This is a genomic window from Pontibacillus yanchengensis (assembly GCF_009856295.1).
GTDB lineage: Bacteria > Bacillota > Bacilli > Bacillales > BH030062 > Pontibacillus > Pontibacillus yanchengensis_A.
In genome coordinates this window covers 1,318,517-1,337,720 of record NZ_WMEU01000001.1, presented here as the reverse complement: position 1 = coordinate 1,337,720, position 19,204 = coordinate 1,318,517, and the positions used below count along the sequence as shown (strand labels likewise).

The 19,204-nt window shown below is 38.7% G+C and carries 18 protein-coding genes; 13 read left to right on the top strand and 5 right to left on the bottom strand.

The genetic code is table 11. The annotated features are described in order from the left end of the window. Nucleotides 1–20: 20 nt before the first annotated feature. Entirely contained in the window at nucleotides 21–1,637 is a 1,617-nt protein-coding gene (locus GLW08_RS06455; RefSeq protein ID WP_160847697.1) for a long-chain fatty acid--CoA ligase, read from the top strand. Between the two features lie 188 nt (nucleotides 1,638–1,825). On the opposite strand, the gene GLW08_RS06450 is transcribed toward GLW08_RS06455, so the two are convergent. After that, complete coding sequence (locus GLW08_RS06450) at nucleotides 1,826–1,981, bottom strand: hypothetical protein (RefSeq protein WP_160847696.1); 156 nt, start codon at nucleotides 1,979–1,981, stop codon at nucleotides 1,826–1,828. Between the two features lie 510 nt (nucleotides 1,982–2,491). Then, on the bottom strand, nucleotides 2,492–3,013 hold the full coding sequence (locus GLW08_RS06445; RefSeq protein WP_237458320.1) for an NUDIX hydrolase: 522 nt from the start codon (nucleotides 3,011–3,013) through the stop codon (nucleotides 2,492–2,494). A 280-nt stretch (nucleotides 3,014–3,293) separates the two neighbouring features. Between GLW08_RS06445 and GLW08_RS06440 the strand changes: the two genes are divergently transcribed. The 5 genes from GLW08_RS06440 (at nucleotide 3,294) to GLW08_RS06420 (ending at nucleotide 8,331) form a co-directional block, all read left to right on the top strand. After that, on the top strand, nucleotides 3,294–5,723 hold the full coding sequence (locus GLW08_RS06440; RefSeq protein WP_160847695.1) for a bifunctional 2',3'-cyclic-nucleotide 2'-phosphodiesterase/3'-nucleotidase: 2,430 nt from the start codon (nucleotides 3,294–3,296) through the stop codon (nucleotides 5,721–5,723). Between the two features lie 316 nt (nucleotides 5,724–6,039). After that, entirely contained in the window at nucleotides 6,040–6,780 is a 741-nt protein-coding gene (locus GLW08_RS06435) for an AzlC family ABC transporter permease (RefSeq protein ID WP_337193902.1), read from the top strand. Next, complete coding sequence (locus tag GLW08_RS06430) at nucleotides 6,777–7,073, top strand: AzlD domain-containing protein (protein ID WP_160847694.1); 297 nt, start codon at nucleotides 6,777–6,779, stop codon at nucleotides 7,071–7,073. The genes GLW08_RS06435 and GLW08_RS06430 overlap by 4 nt, the downstream gene beginning before the upstream one ends. 70 nt (nucleotides 7,074–7,143) lie before the next feature. Beyond that, a complete protein-coding gene (locus tag GLW08_RS06425) occupies nucleotides 7,144–7,590 on the top strand; it encodes a hypothetical protein (protein WP_160847927.1) in 447 nt (148 codons plus the stop codon). A 198-nt stretch (nucleotides 7,591–7,788) separates the two neighbouring features. Continuing rightward, nucleotides 7,789–8,331, top strand: coding sequence for a GNAT family N-acetyltransferase (locus GLW08_RS06420; protein WP_160847693.1), 543 nt, complete (start codon nucleotides 7,789–7,791; stop codon nucleotides 8,329–8,331). Nucleotides 8,332–8,389: 58 nt separating this feature from the next. Here GLW08_RS06420 and GLW08_RS06415 read toward each other — a convergent pair whose 3' ends face one another. Next, nucleotides 8,390–9,259 (bottom strand): cation diffusion facilitator family transporter, encoded by an 870-nt coding sequence (locus GLW08_RS06415; RefSeq protein ID WP_160847692.1) that lies wholly within the window; start codon nucleotides 9,257–9,259, stop codon nucleotides 8,390–8,392. Between the two features lie 311 nt (nucleotides 9,260–9,570). On the opposite strand from GLW08_RS06415, the gene GLW08_RS06410 reads away from it, so the two are divergent. Continuing rightward, nucleotides 9,571–9,786 (top strand): hypothetical protein, encoded by a 216-nt coding sequence (locus tag GLW08_RS06410; RefSeq protein ID WP_160847691.1) that lies wholly within the window; start codon nucleotides 9,571–9,573, stop codon nucleotides 9,784–9,786. A 270-nt stretch (nucleotides 9,787–10,056) separates the two neighbouring features. After that, nucleotides 10,057–10,656 (top strand): NAD(P)H:quinone oxidoreductase, encoded by a 600-nt coding sequence (wrbA, locus tag GLW08_RS06405; RefSeq protein ID WP_160847690.1) that lies wholly within the window; start codon nucleotides 10,057–10,059, stop codon nucleotides 10,654–10,656. Between the two features lie 775 nt (nucleotides 10,657–11,431). Here wrbA and GLW08_RS06400 read toward each other — a convergent pair. Beyond that, nucleotides 11,432–11,887 (bottom strand): staygreen family protein, encoded by a 456-nt coding sequence (locus GLW08_RS06400; protein ID WP_160847689.1) that lies wholly within the window; start codon nucleotides 11,885–11,887, stop codon nucleotides 11,432–11,434. A gap of 241 nt (nucleotides 11,888–12,128) precedes the next feature. Between GLW08_RS06400 and GLW08_RS06395 the strand changes: the two genes are divergently transcribed. From GLW08_RS06395 to GLW08_RS06385, 3 genes are all read left to right on the top strand, one after another. Continuing rightward, the gene (locus GLW08_RS06395; RefSeq protein ID WP_160847688.1) at nucleotides 12,129–12,371 is read left to right on the top strand and encodes an IDEAL domain-containing protein; all 243 of its coding nucleotides are present in this window, start codon (nucleotides 12,129–12,131) and stop codon (nucleotides 12,369–12,371) included. Nucleotides 12,372–12,891: 520 nt separating this feature from the next. Continuing rightward, on the top strand, nucleotides 12,892–14,376 hold the full coding sequence (locus tag GLW08_RS06390) for a methyl-accepting chemotaxis protein (RefSeq protein WP_160847687.1): 1,485 nt from the start codon (nucleotides 12,892–12,894) through the stop codon (nucleotides 14,374–14,376). A 167-nt stretch (nucleotides 14,377–14,543) separates the two neighbouring features. Then, nucleotides 14,544–15,455 (top strand): M15 family metallopeptidase, encoded by a 912-nt coding sequence (locus GLW08_RS06385; protein ID WP_160847686.1) that lies wholly within the window; start codon nucleotides 14,544–14,546, stop codon nucleotides 15,453–15,455. Nucleotides 15,456–15,846: 391 nt separating this feature from the next. Here GLW08_RS06385 and GLW08_RS06380 read toward each other — a convergent pair whose 3' ends face one another. After that, entirely contained in the window at nucleotides 15,847–16,467 is a 621-nt protein-coding gene (locus tag GLW08_RS06380; RefSeq protein WP_160847685.1) for an NAD(P)-dependent oxidoreductase, read from the bottom strand. Between the two features lie 111 nt (nucleotides 16,468–16,578). Between GLW08_RS06380 and GLW08_RS06375 the strand changes: the two genes are divergently transcribed. Both GLW08_RS06375 and GLW08_RS06370 read left to right on the top strand, forming a co-directional pair. Continuing rightward, nucleotides 16,579–17,874, top strand: a complete 1,296-nt coding sequence (locus tag GLW08_RS06375) for an MFS transporter (RefSeq protein ID WP_160847684.1) — start codon at nucleotides 16,579–16,581, stop codon at nucleotides 17,872–17,874. Between the two features lie 409 nt (nucleotides 17,875–18,283). Then, the gene (locus tag GLW08_RS06370) at nucleotides 18,284–19,180 is read left to right on the top strand and encodes an RluA family pseudouridine synthase (RefSeq protein WP_160847683.1); all 897 of its coding nucleotides are present in this window, start codon (nucleotides 18,284–18,286) and stop codon (nucleotides 19,178–19,180) included. The last annotated feature ends 24 nt before the right edge of the window (nucleotides 19,181–19,204 follow it).

Genomic DNA, 19,204 nt, shown 5'->3' with positions numbered 1-19,204 from the left:
AGAAGAAGGGACGATCCTGAATGATGAATGTACCTTTAACATTGCCAATGATGATGGAAAGAGCAGAAACGTATTTCCCAAAGAAACAGGTTGTATCTCGTACATTAGATGGGATTCATCGAATCAACTATAAGGAACTTGGATTGCGTACTAGAAAATTGTCTCATGCGTTAGAAAAGCTAGGTGTCAAAGAAGGAGAGAAGGTGGGGACATTTGCCTGGAATCACCACCGTCATTTAGAAGCGTATTTTGGTATTCCAGGCATGGGAGCCGTCCTTCATACGATAAATATTCGTCTTGCAGGGCAGCATATCTCCTATATTGTAAATCACGCAGAAGATCGCGTGTTGCTCATCGATGAAGATTTATTACCTTTGATAGAAGCGGTACAAGATGAACTGAAAACAGTTGAAGCTTATGTAGTTATGACAGATCAAGAGAAGCTACCTGAGACAAGCTTATCACCAGTCTATCATTATGAAAAGCTATTAGAAGGCGCTGATGCCACCTATGAATTTAAGAGGGATATCGATGAAAATGCTCCTGCTGGTATGTGTTTCACCTCGGCTACAACCGGTAACCCAAAAGGTGTTGTCTACTCTCACCGGTCGATTGTTCTACATAGCATGGCACTAGGGTTGGCTGATAGTGCTGCTGTGTCAGAATCTGATGTGGCAATGCCTGTTGTCCCAATGTTCCATGCGAATGCCTGGGGGTTGCCATTTGCAGCAGTATGGTTTGGAACCACTCAAGTCATGCCTGGACCTCAATTTACACCACAAGCACTGGCTGAGCTTATTGAATCGGAGAAGGTAACCTTATCAGCTGGTGTCCCTACTATATGGCTTGGCTTATTACGAGAATTAGATACAGGGGATTATGATACGAGTAGCTTACGTGCTGTACTATGTGGAGGGTCTGCAGCTCCAAAAGGGATGATACAAGCATTCGAATCAAAATATAATATCCCGTTCATTCATGCATACGGAATGACAGAAACAACACCGCTTGTATCTCTTTCTAGGTTGAAAAGTTATCAAACGGACCTTGAGGAAGAAGAACGTCTAGAGATTCGCTCAAAACAAGGGACAATGGTACCAGGCGTGGAAATGAAGGTAGTTGGAAAAGATGGAGAAGTCGCCTGGGATGGACACGAGATGGGAGAGCTCTTACTTAGAGGCCCATGGATAGCTGATGAGTATTATCAAGATGACCGCAGCTCTCAAGCCTTTGTAGAGGGTTGGCTCCATACAGGTGATGTTGTAACAGTAGATGAAGAAGGAACAATTAAGATTGTGGATCGTACCAAGGATTTAATAAAGAGTGGTGGGGAATGGATTTCTTCTGTAGATTTAGAAAATGCGCTGATGGCTCACGAAGCCGTGTTTGAGGCAACTGTTATTGCTGTTCCACACGAAGAATGGCAGGAACGACCACTCGCATGTGTCGTGTTGCATGATGGAAGTCATGTATCCAAACAAGAGATGTATGATTACCTAAAGCCCCAATTCGCTAAATGGTGGCTGCCGGATGATATCGTGTTCATGAAGGAAATTCCCAAAACATCTGTAGGGAAATTTCTAAAACGTGCACTAAGAGATCAGCTTAGTGATCATTTTGCATTAGCAAATGATTAAAGAAAAGCGCAAACACGTTCTGGAAGCAACATATATGCTTGGCGCTGGTGCTAGACATGTAAGCACAAAATTAATATTTTCTTTACTAAAAAAAGAGGGGGAAATCCCCTCTTTTTTAATGTTCACAACTATATGTTACTACCAAATAAATCTGTCTTATGTGAATGTCACAAGACAGATTTTTTAGTTTAGTCTTCTATCTGTACTTCATAGGCGTGAGGGATATACAGTGCTTCGTATGAGGTAAGGTCATTCTCTTCCACAAATTCCTTAAGCTCTTCTTCACTATCAAACCATTCATAACTACTAGCATTATACGTTAGTAAATATTCTGGTTCTTTCATGATACACACTCCTCACTATTTTTTGTATTAGTCTATTAATAATAAATAGTGTTTATGCTAGATAGTAGTTTACTTACTAAAAAAATAATGTCATCTAGACGCCATTCATATAAAACCATAGAGGGAGTAGCTATAGAAAAAAAGGAAACCATTTCCAACCAGAGTGGTGTCCCATTTTTGTTATCTAGCGTACAATTATAAAAATGTTGTCTTGTACATAACTAAGTAAGTTATAGAGGGCCACGTCCAGCTACAGCGCCCAGCGTCTAGTAAACTTCCTGCACCTCCTTATGATAAATCAACATCGACTCGCTTGCGCTCTTCGTGTTTCCTTTATCTCATACGGAAGGAAGTTCGATTAAAATCACTACATCACGTAGCAACATCGAACCAACCCACGTCGTGTGGGCAGCAGTTTGTACGTCGCTAATCGGGCGTTTGCAAGTAAAACTTATTCTTTATCTGGGGAGTTTTTTCAATAAAATAGTCTTCGATTAGTATCCAATGTGATTAAGTACTAAAATCGATGTTAATGTATCCTTTCATGTGGGCTTGAAGAACCGAATAGCATAACTCTGAATCATGAATGTTATTCTCTTTAATCCCAGAAAGGCAATCTAATATCTTCAGTCTTTGTACCGAGATCCATTCATGTGCTTCCGTATGTTGATTGCCTTTGGCAAGAATCTCTTCTGTGTAAAATACATGCGTCACTTCATTTGAACGCCAAGCGGCAGGGACCATGCTACCTAAATAATGAACTGCACCGCAGACATATCCTGTTTCCTCTTGAAATTCTCGTATTACTGCTTCCTCTAGTTTTTCTCCTTCCTCCACTCCTCCACCTGGTAATTGAAGGATATAGTCATCTAGAGGTTCGCGATACTGATTTATTAGAATGAAGTCCGACTGATAGTTAGCAAGTAAAACAACAGACTCATTTTTATGAATAGAAAAGTGGGGATTATCATTTTCATCCTTTAAAGTCCTCGTCCCTTCCATTTGAATAAGTAATGTATCTTTATGATCCATTTAACTCCTCCTTATTTTAAAATTTATATTTAATAATTTCTTTTAATGGTAAATATAACCATATCATTTTGAGAGTTATGTTCTAGTAGTATGTTTACATAATTTGAAGTATATAAATATACCGCTACTATTCTAAAGAAATAGTATTAAAAAATTGCTTAATTTTACAATAATGTAACAATGATGTAAATTCAAACCCCATAAATGTTAAAATTAGATTTAAGATAATTCTGAATTATCGAATGTTAGTAAGGTAATGATTATTAAGGAGGGAAATAAGTTGTTACAATCGATTTGTCGGGAAATGCAACGAAATAAACGCAAAGTTACGAGTGCTGTTATTTCCTTAGGGATGATTGCAAGTGTCGTTACGCCTGTTACCATTAGTGCTAAAGAAGATGAGGATGTAGTAAAACTACGAGTTATGGAAACAACAGACATTCACTCACATGTTATGAATTATGACTATTTTAGCGGAGAAGAAGCGAATGATTTTGGACTTGTTAATACAGCTACTTTGATTCGGGATGCAAAAGAAGAAGCGAAAAACTCATTGTTATTTGATAATGGAGATTTAATTCAAGGAAGTCCCCTAGCTGATTATTTGGCTACCGAAAAGGAATGGTCTGAAGAAGATATACATACTGTTTATCAAGCAATGAACTTGCTTGATTATGATGCAGGGAACTATGGTAATCATGAATTCAATTATGGGTTGGAGTACTTAAATAAAGTAACAGAAGGTTCGAACTTTCCTTATGTCAATGCAAACGTATATAAGGTAGATGAAGATGATGATCCAAGTAATGATGAGAATTATTTTGATCCATATGTCATGCTAGATAAAAAAGTTGTTGATGAAGATGGAGAAGAACATACGTTAAAAGTTGGTGTAATAGGGTTTACACCTCCACAAATTACGCAGTGGGATAAGAATAAGCTAGAAGGTAAAGTCAAAACAAAAGGAATAGTTAATACAGCAGAGAAGTTTGTACCACAGATGAAAGAAGAAGGCGCAGACATTGTAGTAGCCATTGCTCATTCAGGTATTGGAGATGTTACGCAAAGTGGTATGGAAGAGAATGCGACTTACGATCTTTCCAAAGTGGACGGGATTGACGCTATTATGTTTGGGCATGCTCACCAACAGTTTCCAGGAAAAGCATATGCTGATCTTGAAGGTGTCGACGTAGATAAAGGCACTATAAATGGTACACCATCGGTTATGCCAGGGTTCTGGGGATCTCATTTAGGTATGATTGACTTCACTGTTGAAAAAGTAGACGGTGATTGGACAGTTCAAAATGCCCAATCAAAACTCAAAGCCATTTATGACTCCGAAAAAGGAGAAGCACTTGTAGAGCCAGACGAAGAAATTGTGAGCGAAGTGAAAGAGGATCATGAAGCCACAATCGATTATGTGAATAGTGCAGTAGGTGAAACGGAGTCACCTTTATATAGTTATTTTTCCCAAGTTCAAGATGATCCTACCGTTCAAATAGTGACGGATGCTCAAAAAGCATATGTGAAGGAATATATTCAAGGAACGGAGTTAGAAGGATTACCAGTATTATCAGCAGGAGCACCATTTAAAGCTGGAAGAGATGGAGTCACAGATTACACTGATATTGCTGAAGGGGATTTGGCTATAAAAGATACGACATCATTGTATAAGTATCCTAACACTGTTAATGTCCTTAAATTAACAGGCTCAGAAGTCCGTGAATGGCTTGAATGGAGTGCAGGACAGTTCAATAAAATCGATCCAAATAGTAAAGAAGAACAATTATTAGTTAAGGAGAACAATCGATCTGATAATGGATTCCCTAGTTACAATTTTGATGTAATTGATGGTGTTTCTTATCAAATTGACGTAACAGAACCGCAACGTTATAACAAAGGTGGAACGGAAGTCATCAATGATACGCATCGTATTAAAAATTTAAAGTATAATGGCGAGCCAATAGATGAGGATCAGCAATTCCTAATAGCTACGAATAACTATCGTGCCTCTGCTACACCGATTGCTAATCCAGGGGGAGATAATATTGTTATAGAATCTCCTGATGAGAACCGTCAAGTATTAGTAGATTATATTCGTAATCATGAAAGCGTTAATCCAAAGGCAGATGGTAATTGGTCATTTGCTCCAATCAAAGGGAACCCTGATTTAGTATTCTATTCCTCCCCTGAAGCGAAAAAGTACGCCGAAACAAATGAAGATATTTCGTTTGATGAAAAACTAGATAATGGGTTTGCTAAATACAACATTGAATTGAATAAGGGAAAATCAAACAACAAAAAAGACGAGGAAAATAAAGAAGACAAAGATGAAGAAAAATCAAATGGGAATAATGATCACAAGGATTCTCAAGGAGACAGCACAGCAAATGACATGGTGTACACGATAAAATCTGGGGATACATTAGGTAAGATAGGTGCAAAATATGGCGTTTTCTGGCGCGAACTTGCCAACTATAATAATATATCTAATGTTCGTGAGATTATGCCAGGCCAAGAAATTTTGATTCCCGTCTCTGATGATACAGATGATTATAAAGTCCATCGTGTACAAAAAGGAGAGACGTTGGGTAAGATTAGTTCTCAGTATAATGTTCATTGGAAGGATTTAGCGAGGTACAATGAGCTAGACAATCCTCATCGTCTTTATGTGGGACAGGAGATTAAAATTCCAAAAAAATCTGAGTAAACAACTCTAGAGCCATTTAAGTCCTGCTACTAATAAGTAGTGGGACTTTCTTTTATAGAACAGAAAGCATAACTTTAGGTACTTACATGTCTAGCTTGAGCGACTAGCAAACTTCCTTCTCCCCTTACGACAACATAGAATCTTCCTATTCTTTCATATATTTTTATACAGTGGGTTTAGATAAAGTGTTGCTACTTTACCCATGTGCTTTTCTTTTTGAAAAAATATACAATTTATGGATGTTGGCCTCTTCTCAGAGTTTAAGGTTTTAGATTATAATAAATAAGAATTTTATATATGGGGAGGAGAGACGTATGTGCAACCTAATACCGTTCAGCAATTAAATCAAACAAATTCTGCTATGAATTTTGTCCAGCGAGGTGCGTTTGCTGCACTACCGATTGTATTTGGGTATTTGCCAATCGGCATTACATATGGAGTACTTGCTAAACAATCAGGTCTTTCTTTAATAGAAATTACCATGATGAGCGTATTCGTCTTTGCTGGTGCCGCACAATTTGTAGCTGTAAGCATGATTAATGCCGGAGCTTTATTCGTTGAAATTGTCCTTGCCACGTTTGTGCTGAATCTAAGACATTTTGTGATGAGTTTTTCCATAATGAATCGTTTACGTTCTGTTTCATTAAAGTGGAAAATCCCAATTTCATTGGGTCTGACAGATGAAACTTTCTCCGTAGCTTCTTTATACCCTAAGGAGGGACAGAAAAAAGGCGGGATGTGGTTTTATGCATCTATGATTCTGGTATCATACTTTGCTTGGATACTCGGATCATTTGCAGGAGGGTTGTTGGGGGAAGTTATTCCTGAGGCGTTAAGTCAGAGTATGGGGATTGCCCTTTATGCTATGTTTATAGCCTTATTGATTCCCTCTGTCCGTAGTGAATGGCGTATTGGTTTAATTGCAGTTCTAAGTATGATGTTGAATTACATAGCTTATGCTATTACAGGGAATCAAGGGTGGTCGATTGTACTTGCTACTATACTAGCGGGTGCAAGTGGTATTTGGCTTCTCCCTCAAGAGGAGGTGGAAGAATGACAGCTATTATTGTAGGAATGGCTATTGTTACGATGGTGCCAAGGTTTTTACCCGCTTTTGTAGTAGATAAATGGGTCTATCCGAAATGGGTAAGCCGATGGTTAAATGCTATTCCTTATGCGGCCTTAGGGGCACTCATTTTCCCATGGATTACAGGTGTTATTGAAGGCAAGCCATATATAGGTGTTCTGGGTGGACTGGTTGCAACGATACTAGCCTTTTTAAAAATCAATACAATCATTGTCGTATTGGGGGCAATCATCACGGTATTCCTTTTCAATACGGTAATCTAGTCATTTGTCACACGTTCTGGGTTTTCGCATATAGTGTAGAGAATTCATAACGGGAAGGGGATACACTGTGATGTATGATCCGCGTCAAAATCAACTCGATTGGCTAGGTCAGCTTCTTTTTCCTGGTGGAGGAGGTGGAGGGTTCCCAGGTCAACAGCAATTTGGACCTCCAGGACCGCCACCAGGGCAAGGTGGCGGTGGGCAACCTCCATTTGGACCACCGTCAGGACAGGGAGGATATGGACCTCCGGGACCACCGCCATCATCACCGCCATATGGCCAAGGGCAACAAGCTGGATATGGCCAGCCTAGTTTATTTGCAGTAGACCCAGGAGCCTTCAGGAGATGTTTATATCGTTATACGTGGGTTCGGTTAAATAACGGTAGAGCGTTTTGGTATTATCCAACCTTTATTGGAAGAACATCAGTAGCAGGCTATCGCTGGAGAAGAAGCCAACAAAGATGGGTGTATTTCGGTATTGATACAGACCGTATTAGTTCATTCTCGTGTCAATAATGGTAGGGGACGTCATCTAATGGTGACGTTTTCTCATTTATTTTTGGGGTGTAAAAAACATTGTAGTTTTTGATAGGAATTATAATGTAAGGCGGATGCATTTAGGAAGAAGCAAAGACAACATACATGAAATTAAAATAGACAAGCATTACTATGCATATACATACGTTAAGGAACGAGAAAAGGGGGAACTTTACGATGAAGGTTCGAAAGGCCCAACTAAAAGATGCTGAAGCGATTGCCCATGTTCATGTATTGAGCTGGCAATCTACTTATCAACACGTGATTGAAGAAGAATATATTCAAAACTTGAATGTCGAAAACCGTATTACATTATGGGAAACAGTGTTAACAAAACAGATTAATGGTCAAACCGTACTTCTTGCTGAGACAGAACAGGGGGAGGTTGTTGGCTTTATCTCAGGTGGAAAAGAGCGCACAAAACGCTATGGATATGATGGAGAAATTTATGCGATATACTTACTGGAACAATACCAGGGAAAAGGGTATGGAACACAACTGTTTAAGTCATTCGTAGAGAACATGAAAGAAGAAGGATATACGTCTATTTTGGTCTGGGTACTTACCCAAAACCCGTTTAAGCGTTTTTATGAAAAGTATGGCGCTTCTCCCGTTGAAGCAGAAGAGGTAACGATAGGGAAAGGAACCTATCAAGAAACGGCTTATGGGTGGAAGCGGATTGATTTACTGGAGGAACAACTTAATCAAATGGCTATGTAATGAAAAACCAGTCTTCTCTGTATAGAAGACTGGTTTTAAACTTATCTAGATACTTTCTCTATTCTTGATAGGGCTCTATATGAATTTGAGTGTGCTTAATGTTGTGAACTTCCTCAAGCGTATACTCAATTCTGTCTGTAATATCATGACTTTCCTTTACGCTAAGATCGGGTGCAACATGGATAGTCGCATCGACCAGCACTTGGTTTCCTAGCAGCCTTGCCTTTACATCTTCAACTCGTTTAACATCAGGATCTTTAGCTATGGTATGTTTGACATCATCTAATAATTGTTCATCAATCCCATCTGTTAAGGCATGTGTAGCATCACTAAAGATTTCATAAGCTGTTTTACAAATGATGATACCTACAATAAAACCTGCTACAGGGTCTAGCCAGAATGCTCCGAACTGTGCCCCAATAATCCCTACAAATGCACCAATACTCACTAAGGCATCTGAACGATTATCCTGAGCTGCTGCATATAAGGAATGGCTATCAATCTGTTTAGATAGACTAAGGTTATACCGATATACCCCATACATTACAATAGCCCCTCCGAATGCTGTCCAAGCTGTAAGCATGCTAGGCTGATCATTAGATCCTTCCCAGAGTTTAACGATTGTTTCATATAATACCTGGAAGCCAATCGTCATCATAATGAAAGCTGCAATTAGGGAGCCGATTGTTTCTGCACGAAAATGGCCATAGTGATGGTCCCGATCTGGTGGTTTTCGTGAAATTTTTAGTCCGATTAAGACGGCTAGGGAGGCGACCACGTCTGTTACGTTATTTAGACCATCCGCGCGAAGAGCTTCTGAATTTCCAGCATAGGCTATAATTAATTTCACTACTGAAAGAATCAAATATGCACATATACTGAGCCAAGCCCCTTGTTCACCTTTTTTTAACTTATCATACTCATTCATGGTTCAATCCTCCGTTAGCTCTCTTTAGCAATCTTTAGCTTACCAAAAGCAATATGACTGGGTCTAGAGAAAAAAAGGTTCATAAGAGCATCTGTATTGTTTAAGGAAAAGGATGTTTCCCTAACTCAACTATACTTTTAATGGGTAAAAATACCTAAATATTTCCTTGGTTTTATCATTATTTGTAATTTAAGGTTAGCTTCATTAATAAAGGGGTAAGAAAATAATATAAGAATTCATTGATAATATTTTATTATAACACTGTACATCGGACTTTCATTTTTGGATAAAAAACATAAGGGGTGATCAACATGATTAAAGAAACTGTCATTATTGAAGGCTCTGTTCGTGGAATGAAGTTCTCAAAACCGGTCTTATTACAATATAATCCTTCACAGGAGAACGTGGAAGAAGCTATTATTAAATTTTTTGACAGTCATGCGAATTCCTTTGAAGAATTAGCTGTACAACGTGGGTGGCGTGATTCTTATTGGACATTTCCACAATATTATGAACTAGTGATTTAAACATACTTAGATGCTGACTCAGTTGGGTCAGCTTTCTTTTTGGCATCTATTAAAAATATGTATGGTTTAATGTTGATCCGATGATCAGAGCTTCTTTTCATCTTAACCAAAGATAATAAAAATATAAAAAAGATAAATATCTCGAAACTGAAAATCTTAGTTTTGAAATAAATATATCTTGGGTATATAATATAAGTATCCTATTGGATGAGAATCATTCAACAAGGTAATACTACACAATGATATGTGATTAAAGGAGCGATGTTTACAATGGCGAAACTAGCAATTATTTATTACAGCTCAACAGGAACGAACTACAAACTGGCAAAATGGGCAGAAGAAGCAGCCAAAGAAGCTGGAGCGGAAGTAAAAGTACTTAAGGTACCTGAAAATGCACCAGAAGAAGCAATTGAACAGAATCCAGCCTGGAAACAACATTTAGAAGCTACTAAAGATGTTCCGGAAGCTACTAATGACGATCTTGAGTGGGCTGATGGATATATTTTCTCTGTACCAACTCGTTTTGGTAATGTACCTGGGCAAGTAAAAAGCTTTCTAGACGCTGCTGGCGGTTTATGGTTCCAAGGGAAGCTAGTTAATAAAGTCGTTAGTGCAATGTCTTCAGCTCAGAATCCACATGGTGGTCAAGAGCAAACAATCACAAACCTTTACACTACTATGTTCCACTGGGGTGCAATTGTAGCCACTCCTGGTTATACAGATAATTCCATTTTTGCTGCAGGTGGTAACCCTTACGGAACAAGCGTAACTGTTGATGGGGAAGGAAACATGCAAGAAGATGTGGAAGCTGCCGTTAAACATCAAGCTAAACGTACTGTAGATATTACAAACCGTATTCATAATAACTAAGAAACAGAGGGCATGCCCTCTGTTTTTTTGTTCCATTTTACTATTGATATTCCATATTCGGACCATTATCTTGAAGACTTGGATTCGAGATAATCTGGGTAAGAGAAATGTTTCCGTTGTATTATTTAGAGAAAAGATGGGCCTGGAAATAGCTCGCTTTCCTGCGGCCCTACAGGATGTAGGGTCGTTCGACGTTGTCACACGATGTGACGGTTTATCTGGATCGATTCGTCTCCTCGGGCCAAAATGCGGCCCTGTGGGGTCTCGACACATTCGTTTTTCCGCGGGAGTCTCGCCATTTCCAGGCCTATCTTTGCATTCGTTTGGTTTAACAAAAACATCGCCATTTGTTGTGGGTGTACACAAATTGCAATACGTTCTTCGTTAGGCACATACATATCTTTTTGTGACAAAACACATTTTATTAAAAAGATATCTTAGCTGTTCTGCAAAGCATGAAATATATAGTCCCCATACCACCTTGCTATGTTTCCGTTTCTCCCAACATCGCAGGAGGTGGCCGTGGAACAAGGAGACTCCCGCCGGAGAAAGAGGTAGGCAAGACCCCACAGAGCCCTGTTTTTAGGGCTTGAGGAGGCTTGCCAGCTCGCCGGCAGGACACGAGTTGTTCCACGGCCACCTTTATTCTAACTAAATCTACGGAAACTCCCCACTCACCAAATTTATCTCGAATTCAAGTCTTCAAAATTATGCCTCGTTTATTGAATAACTTTTCTTACTAAATATGACCGAACATCTTGAGCTTTTCTTAGGGTCAACTAAGTCTCAAGTAGTCTCTCACATAACCAAACGATTGGTACCCCCTAAACTCAGGATGATTACTCTTAAAGAGTATATATATGGGTGATTGGGTTAAAAAAGGGTTCATTTCTAACAACCATCTTTCTCCATAGAAAATCCCTTGAAGTGCGGTTGGCATTTCCTTCTTGAAAATGTTGTAGCGTATATTTTGAACGGAGTAATCAATGTCTTCATTTCCTACTAATACTTCTCCTATAAATGGAATTCCATCTTGATGAACCATCCACTTACCTAATACTTCATCCCTCATCTCATTCACTTGATCCAATGCATATGTTTTTGAAATTGTTAAAAATAAGTCTCCTGTTTGATCAGAATGTGTTAGTACATATTTTCTTTCCCAAAAAGGTGTGAAATGTTGGATATCTGGGCGATACTGTACATATGAGCGTGTCGGTGAAAAACTCAAGAGGCACCTCTCCCTTTTTCATCATACTATGCACAAATGTGAGGAGTGGGGAGATAAAGGAGAAAGAATCCATTTGCTTATAAGAATGTGCAATAAACAGAAAAAAATTTCAGTGTTCAAACGTGTTTTAATGCGGTTTAGAGAGGGAACAAAAAAAATAACACATAATATTTTCAGAATATTGTTTCAATTCTGCGTTTTGTGTAATATACTATAAAAAAGGAACAAGGGGGTATGTTCCATGAAGAAACAAAAAGTGTCTTATCAGTTGAAGTGGTTCCCATTAAAAGGAAAAGAAGTTATTCATGCCAAACGAGAAGTACCTTTTGAAGTGAAGTTGGCCTCAGCATTGGTGTTAGATGAATTATGTTACTTGTGGAACAAAAGACACCTTGAAGCACAGCTGAATGAGGCTATTGATCAAAAAGATGAGCAGCGGTTTATGGAACTAAGTCACGTATATAAGCCCTACACTTTTGAATAAATCGTAAAGATTTCCAAGAGACGAAGGGGTAAGGAAATGAATTGAAAAGAGACATAAATAAGCCTAGCACACTACTGCTAGGCTTATTTATGTATGTTGTTATCTCCATTGTTTTCTATTCCTCTAGGCAGAATTGTTCCATCAACATCGAATGTAGAACCAAAAGAAATACTTTCTAAATAATGGAGTTGCTTGGATTTATTCTGACCATTCAATGGAACAATCTGATTCTTGTGTAAGATATGTGGGTAGAATGCCATTGTGACTTTGTCATTGTCTAAAAATATTTGGAGTACTCCAGTCTCAGCTGTCTTTCCAGAGACATAATCAGGGATACACCGGCACATCAGTCTATAGACTTATATATGGAAAGAGGGGCAATTATAAGATATGGTATGGATGCAATGCAGGAAATGTGAAAATTTAGGGAGAAAAGCCTATGAATGATGTGTAGGAAAATGTAAAATAAAAGGAGATATTGATAGCGGATAAATGAATTCATTTTGTGGGAGGTAGAGAAATGGGAGAAACGCATAGGATGGAAGAAGTACAAACGAAGCAGAATGGAGTTATTGTGAAGATACTGGCTTTTTCAGTTTTGTTAGGTGTAGGAGCAGAGTACATGGTGGATGCCCCTATGTTAAACATGATTGCCGTTGGTGGTGGTGGAAGTGTAAGTGTGGTTCTGATGTTTTGGTTATATTACAAAAAGGTGTATCAAAAATTAGTACCGTATATAGCCATCATTAGTTTAGCAGGTATTGCTTTTGTGGTGATGATGGCTTCTGAATACGTGACAAACATGTTATTCACCTTCTATGTGCTTGCTGTTGCTGCTGTGTCTTTATCGATTGCAGCCTTAGTAACCGGAGGGGTATTAGGAGCTTTATTATTAGTCTTTTTTGCATTAGAAAAAGGAAGTACCCTTGGTTTTGATGGACGTGCAATGACTATCTCTTTTGTATTTTACGTGTTGGTGTTCGTTGTATTATTCATTCAGGTACGATTGTCTAAACGACTACTGACTGATGCAAGAGAGTCCCTTTCTAAAAGTGACATATTACTTCGACAACAGGATGAACAGGCTTCTCATATTCAAGAAACGGCGAGTAAAGTCTATACATACATGAAACATATCCATACCAATAGTTCGGAAAATACTTATGCTATGAATAGCATGAATGAGTCATTTAAAGAGATATCTGTAGCCTCACATAACCAGTCATCTTCCGTAACGGACATTACGAAAGCAACCGATAGATCTAGCGAATTGTTACAGCAGATGATTGACTCATTTAATCAGCTTGTGGAAAGTGCTCAGTATGTGCAGACTAGAGCTGAAGAAGGAAAAGGATCTGTACGAAACTTAAATAGGAATATGTCTGAATTTAAGCATTCGTTTCATACGATGAGTGAGCAAATGGATGGATTACGAAATAAGATTGCGGAATCTACTGGATTTACAAGTCAAATACAAACAATTGCTGGTCAAACCAATTTATTAGCATTAAATGCTAGCATTGAAGCAGCCAGAGCAGGAGATGCAGGGAAAGGTTTTGCTGTGGTGGCAGAAGAAGTGAGAAAGCTTGCCGAAACTTCTAATCAAACAGCAGAACAAATTAATGAGAATCTCAAAGAAATACAATCTGATGCAGATTATACTAGAAATCAAGTTATAGACAACGAACGAATGCTATCGGAAAGCCTAGAAATCACGAAACGAGTTTCGGAAGGATTTACATTAATCACAAATGAAATCGCTTTATTTATTCAACAGCTTAATAGATTTGGCGAACAAGCAACAGATATACAACATACATCAACGGATATTCAATACTCTGTGAATGAACTAGCTTCAGTAATTGAACAGACGAGTGCAACCATGCAGGAACTACAATCAATGGTAGGGGAACAAACTGAAAAGCAACAAGTACTTTTGCAATCCATCCATAATACAAGATCCTCGGTGGAAAATTTAGAGAAACAAACGAATAGTGAAACGTAAGATATATAGGTTGCGTCTAAAAATATAGGTGATGAGTCAAGTACCATGTTGGGATGAGAGGTCTTAGTTTTAATGGCTAAGGCTTCTTTCCTATCCAAAACATTTGCGACAAATGGCACTCATGTTATATTCTGTTAGGGATGATTAAAAAGGAAAGGATCTACAACATGAAAAAAACCTTGCGAACAATAATGATGGTATTGATCATTGTTTCACTTTCTGCATGTGCGATGGAAGAAAGTGGGGATAAAGAACCTATAAATTCTTCGTCACCATCTGAACGTCAATCTCAGCCAGATACGAAGAATAAACCAGATGATGATTTTAATGAAAAACAAGATAGTGAAGATCAATCTCCAGATAATACACAAAATGGAGATCAAACTTCTGTTGATGAGAACCAGAATCAAACGGGTGAACAGAACAATTCTAATCCTTCCAATCAGGAAAATAATGATTCTAGCGGGAGTGCCAATGCTGCACCTAAGGATGTGGTGGATGACCATACTAGTGTGGAAGCTGTAATTAATAAACAACGACAATTACCGTCAGGCTATAAACCATCTGATTTGACGGTCCCTGAGGTTCCATTTTATTTTGAACAGTTTTTACCTAAAAAACAAATGCGCGAAGAGGCTGCAAGTCATTTAGAAAATCTTTTCTCAGCTGCTAGTAAACAGGGACTAGATTTAGTAGCTGCCTCAGGCTACCGTTCTTATGAGCGTCAAAAACAAATCTATCAAAGTAACGTAGAAGCTTATGGCGAAGAAAGAGCCAACCAATTTTCTGCACAACCTGGTCATAGCGAACACCAAACAGGATTAGCGATGGATGTAACCGTAGCTCAAGTTTCTTTTAAACTAGTGCAGGAATTTGGAAATACGGACGAAGGAGACTGGCTAGCGAACCATGCTCATAACTATGGATTTATCATTCGCTATCCTAAAGGGAAAGAAGATATAACAGGATATAACTATGAACCTTGGCATCTACGATATGTTGGTAAGGAAGCGGCAACAGAAATATACAACCACAAGCAAACACTCGAAGAATATTTTGGCCTAGTGCCAGAAGAATAGAAAAAAGTATGCCTTTTCTTATAAAAGGCATACTTTTTTCTGGCTGTCTAGCGTACTATAAAAAGTGTTGGCTTGTGCATAACTAAGTAAGTTATAGAGTCCACGTCCATCTCCAGCGCCCGACGTAGCAAACTTCCTGCACCTCCTTACGATAAGTCAACATCGAACGCTTACGCTCTTCGTGTTTCCTTTATCTCATACGGAATCAGGGTGAAGTTCGATTAAAATCGCTACATTACGTAGCAACATCGAACCAACCCACATCCTGTAGGCAGCAGTTGCACGTCGCTAACCGGGCGCCCTGAGCTTTTGTTCCTCACATTCATACATCTGAATTAATTCATTTCCGTATTAAAGCCCCTTAACCTTAAGCAGACTAGAAGCCTTTCTTTTAATAGCAAATCCCAACACGAGTCCTTGAGAAGCGATGCTCTTGAAATGTTTCAAAAGCAAACTTAGCAGTATCTCCTGTCGTTATTTTCTTACCATCGATAGGGAGCATATCCAATTCATATCGTACTTCACTTTCTTCTTCCCCTTCTGGAAGGTAGGTTGGGCATACGATTGTCCAATCTAGAGTGGATTGTTCCAGCATCTTATACACAGCTGCATGCTCCTCAGCGGCGAACGTTTTGGTTCGTTTGGATTCGGATGATTGGTAGCGAAATTTTCCTTCTTCGTAGCGACTATTCAAAATGCCAGCCGTACCAATTGTTACAATTCGCTTAATCCCCAGTTGGTTCATGTGCTCAATGATAAGAGGAAACGCTGTTGTTAGTGTAGTAGTTTTATCTGTATTGAGGCTAGATATTACACCATGGGAACCTATTAGTGCTTTTTGAAGGTCCTCTGTATTTGTAGCATCCCCTTCTATGAGCGTAGCAAAAGGAATTAGCTCTCGAGCTTTTGAAATATCTCGAACAAGCGCCTGTACTTGATATCCTTGATCATGTGCTAGTCTAGCTATTTTTTGACCTACTCTACCGCTTCCTCCTAATATGGTTAATTTCATCCTAATCTCCTTCCATCAAAGTTAAATTTTCGTAAAATTTCGTAAAAAGATAGGTGTTTGATCATAGATTTGCTATTCTTGATATACAACCTTTTGAAAGTGTGGGTGCATATGAATAAAAAACTCGTTCGAAGCTGGGCTCTTTATGACTGGGCAAATTCTGCCTTTGCAACGACTATTATGGCTGCTGTGTTACCAATTTATTATTCTCAAGTAGCGGCTTCAGGTTTAGATGGATCTGTGGCAACTAGTTATTGGGGTTATACACAGTCTATTGCTGTTCTCATTGTTGCGATTTTAGCTCCCATACTCGGAGCGATTAGTGACTATTCTGCTGCCAAGAAAAAATTTCTACGCTTTTTTGCGTATATGGGGATGATTGCAAGTGTTATGTTAGCATTTGTAGACTCTGGTGAATATTTATTTGCTTCTCTCCTCATGATTATTGGAACAGTAGGATTTTCCGGAGCGAATGTTTTTTATGATGCGTTTCTTCCAGAAATAGCAAAAGGAGAAGACATTGATCGAGTATCTTCAAAAGGATTTGCATTTGGATATATAGGTGGAGGACTTCTTTTAGCTCTGAACCTCCTTCTTATTCAAAAGTATGAATGGTTTGGCCTGCCATCGACGAGTGTAGGAACAAAAATTTCTTTTGTTTCGGTAGGGGTATGGTGGTTTGTGTTCTCTATCCCGTTGTTTAAAAACATTCATGAAGAAAGAAAAACAACGCCTGATAAACATACCTCCTATATCAAGATTGGCTTCCAACGAGTAGGATCTACGTTTAAAGAACTTAATCAGTATAAGCAATTATTGTTATTCCTTGTTGCTTTCTGGTTATACAATGATGGTATTTCTACCATCATCAAAATGGCAACGAGTTACGGCACATCCATTGGGATTGGCACGTCTGATTTAATCATGGCTCTCCTGATTACGCAGTTTGTCGGCATTCCTTTCTCCTTCTTATTTGGATGGCTTGCTACGAAAATATCTGCTAAAAAAGCTTTATTGCTGGCGTTGTATATATACATTGGCATCGTCATATTAGGTTACTTTATGACGTCAGCATTACATTTCTATGCTCTTGCTACATGTGTAGGGTTTGTGCAAGGGGGAGCGCAGGCACTAAGTAGGTCTCTTTTCGGACGAATGGTTCCAGATGATCGCCATGCAGAATTTTTTGGTTTCTACGGCATTTCGTCAAAATTTGCTGCTATATTTGGTCCTTTTTTGTTTGCGCTTGTAGGTACGCTTACCGGATCAAGTAGACTCGGTATATTTTCTCTTGTCGTTTTCTTTATTGCAGGAATTATATTGCTAACTAAGGTTGATGTTGAAAAAGGAGAGAAAGAAGCGCAAGAAGCTACATTTGAAGCCAATGCAACGGATGTCCATACGTAACCATATCAGAATCATCCTAGCCTTTCACTCGGAGGAAGAGCTAGGATTTTTTTTATGTCTAGGAAACTATAATAATGTTGACTTGTGTATAACGTATTAGGTATAGAGGCGACGTCCAACTCCAGCGCCTAGTAAACTTCCTGCCTTCCTTACGATAAGTCAACATCGAATCACTCATGTTTTCGTATTTTCTTTATCTCATACAGAAGGAAGTCGATTAAAACCGCTACATGACGCAGCAACATCGAACCAACCCACGTTGTGTGGGCAACAGTTTGTACGTCGCTAAGCGGGCGCTCTGAGCTTTTGTTCTGGAAAGGCCTCTGTGTTGTAGGAATATTTTGTATGTACTTGGTGTCCTCATTAAGGTAAAGTAGAAACAATTAGGTAAGAGAATGGAGATAATATAATGAAAAATAAACAAAAGAAATCAGTCGGGAAAACAGAGCCGAAACAATATACAGTAGAAGAGGAGACAACATTACTGCCGTATTTACAGAAGATATTACCAAATAGGAGCCGAAACGCAGTGAAATCAATTTTGACGAGAGGACAGGTTGCAGTGAATGGAGAAAGAGTAACTCAGCATAACCATCCGTTAGTAAGGGGACAAAGGATTACCATATATAAAGATAATAAAAATCCAGCCTTACAAGGAGTAACAATACTTTTCGAAGATAATGATCTAATGGTGATTGAGAAAGAAGCGGGGTTATTATCTATGGCGTCCTCTCATGAAAAAACAATGACAGCCTATCGTCAGCTTTCCGATTATGTAAAAACACAGCATCCTAAAAATCGAATCTTTATCGTTCATCGTTTGGATCGCGATACATCAGGGGTGATGATATTTTCGAAATCTGAACTAGTGAAGCATAAGTTCCAAGAAAGCTGGAAGAAAGTGGTGGAGGAGCGAGTTTATATTGCACTTGTAGAAGGAAAGGTACAGAAGTCGGAGGGAACCATTACCTCATGGTTAAACGAAACCAAGACACATATGATGTATTCGAGTCCGAAACCTAATAATGGAAAAAAAGCTGTTACCCATTACAAGTTACTTCAATCAAATATTAATTACTCCCTTTTAGAAGTAAGACTAGATACGGGTCGGAAAAATCAGATTAGAGTTCACATGCAGGATATAGGACATTCTATAGTTGGAGACAAAAAGTATGGATCTACTCATAATCCAATAGGGCGCTTAGGGCTTCACGCAAAGGAGATTACCTTTGTACACCCCTCATCAGTAAAAAGTGTACATTTTGAATCCAAAACGCCAAAGGCATTTTTGGATAAAGTAAAATAAAAAGAGAACACGAAATAACTGTTC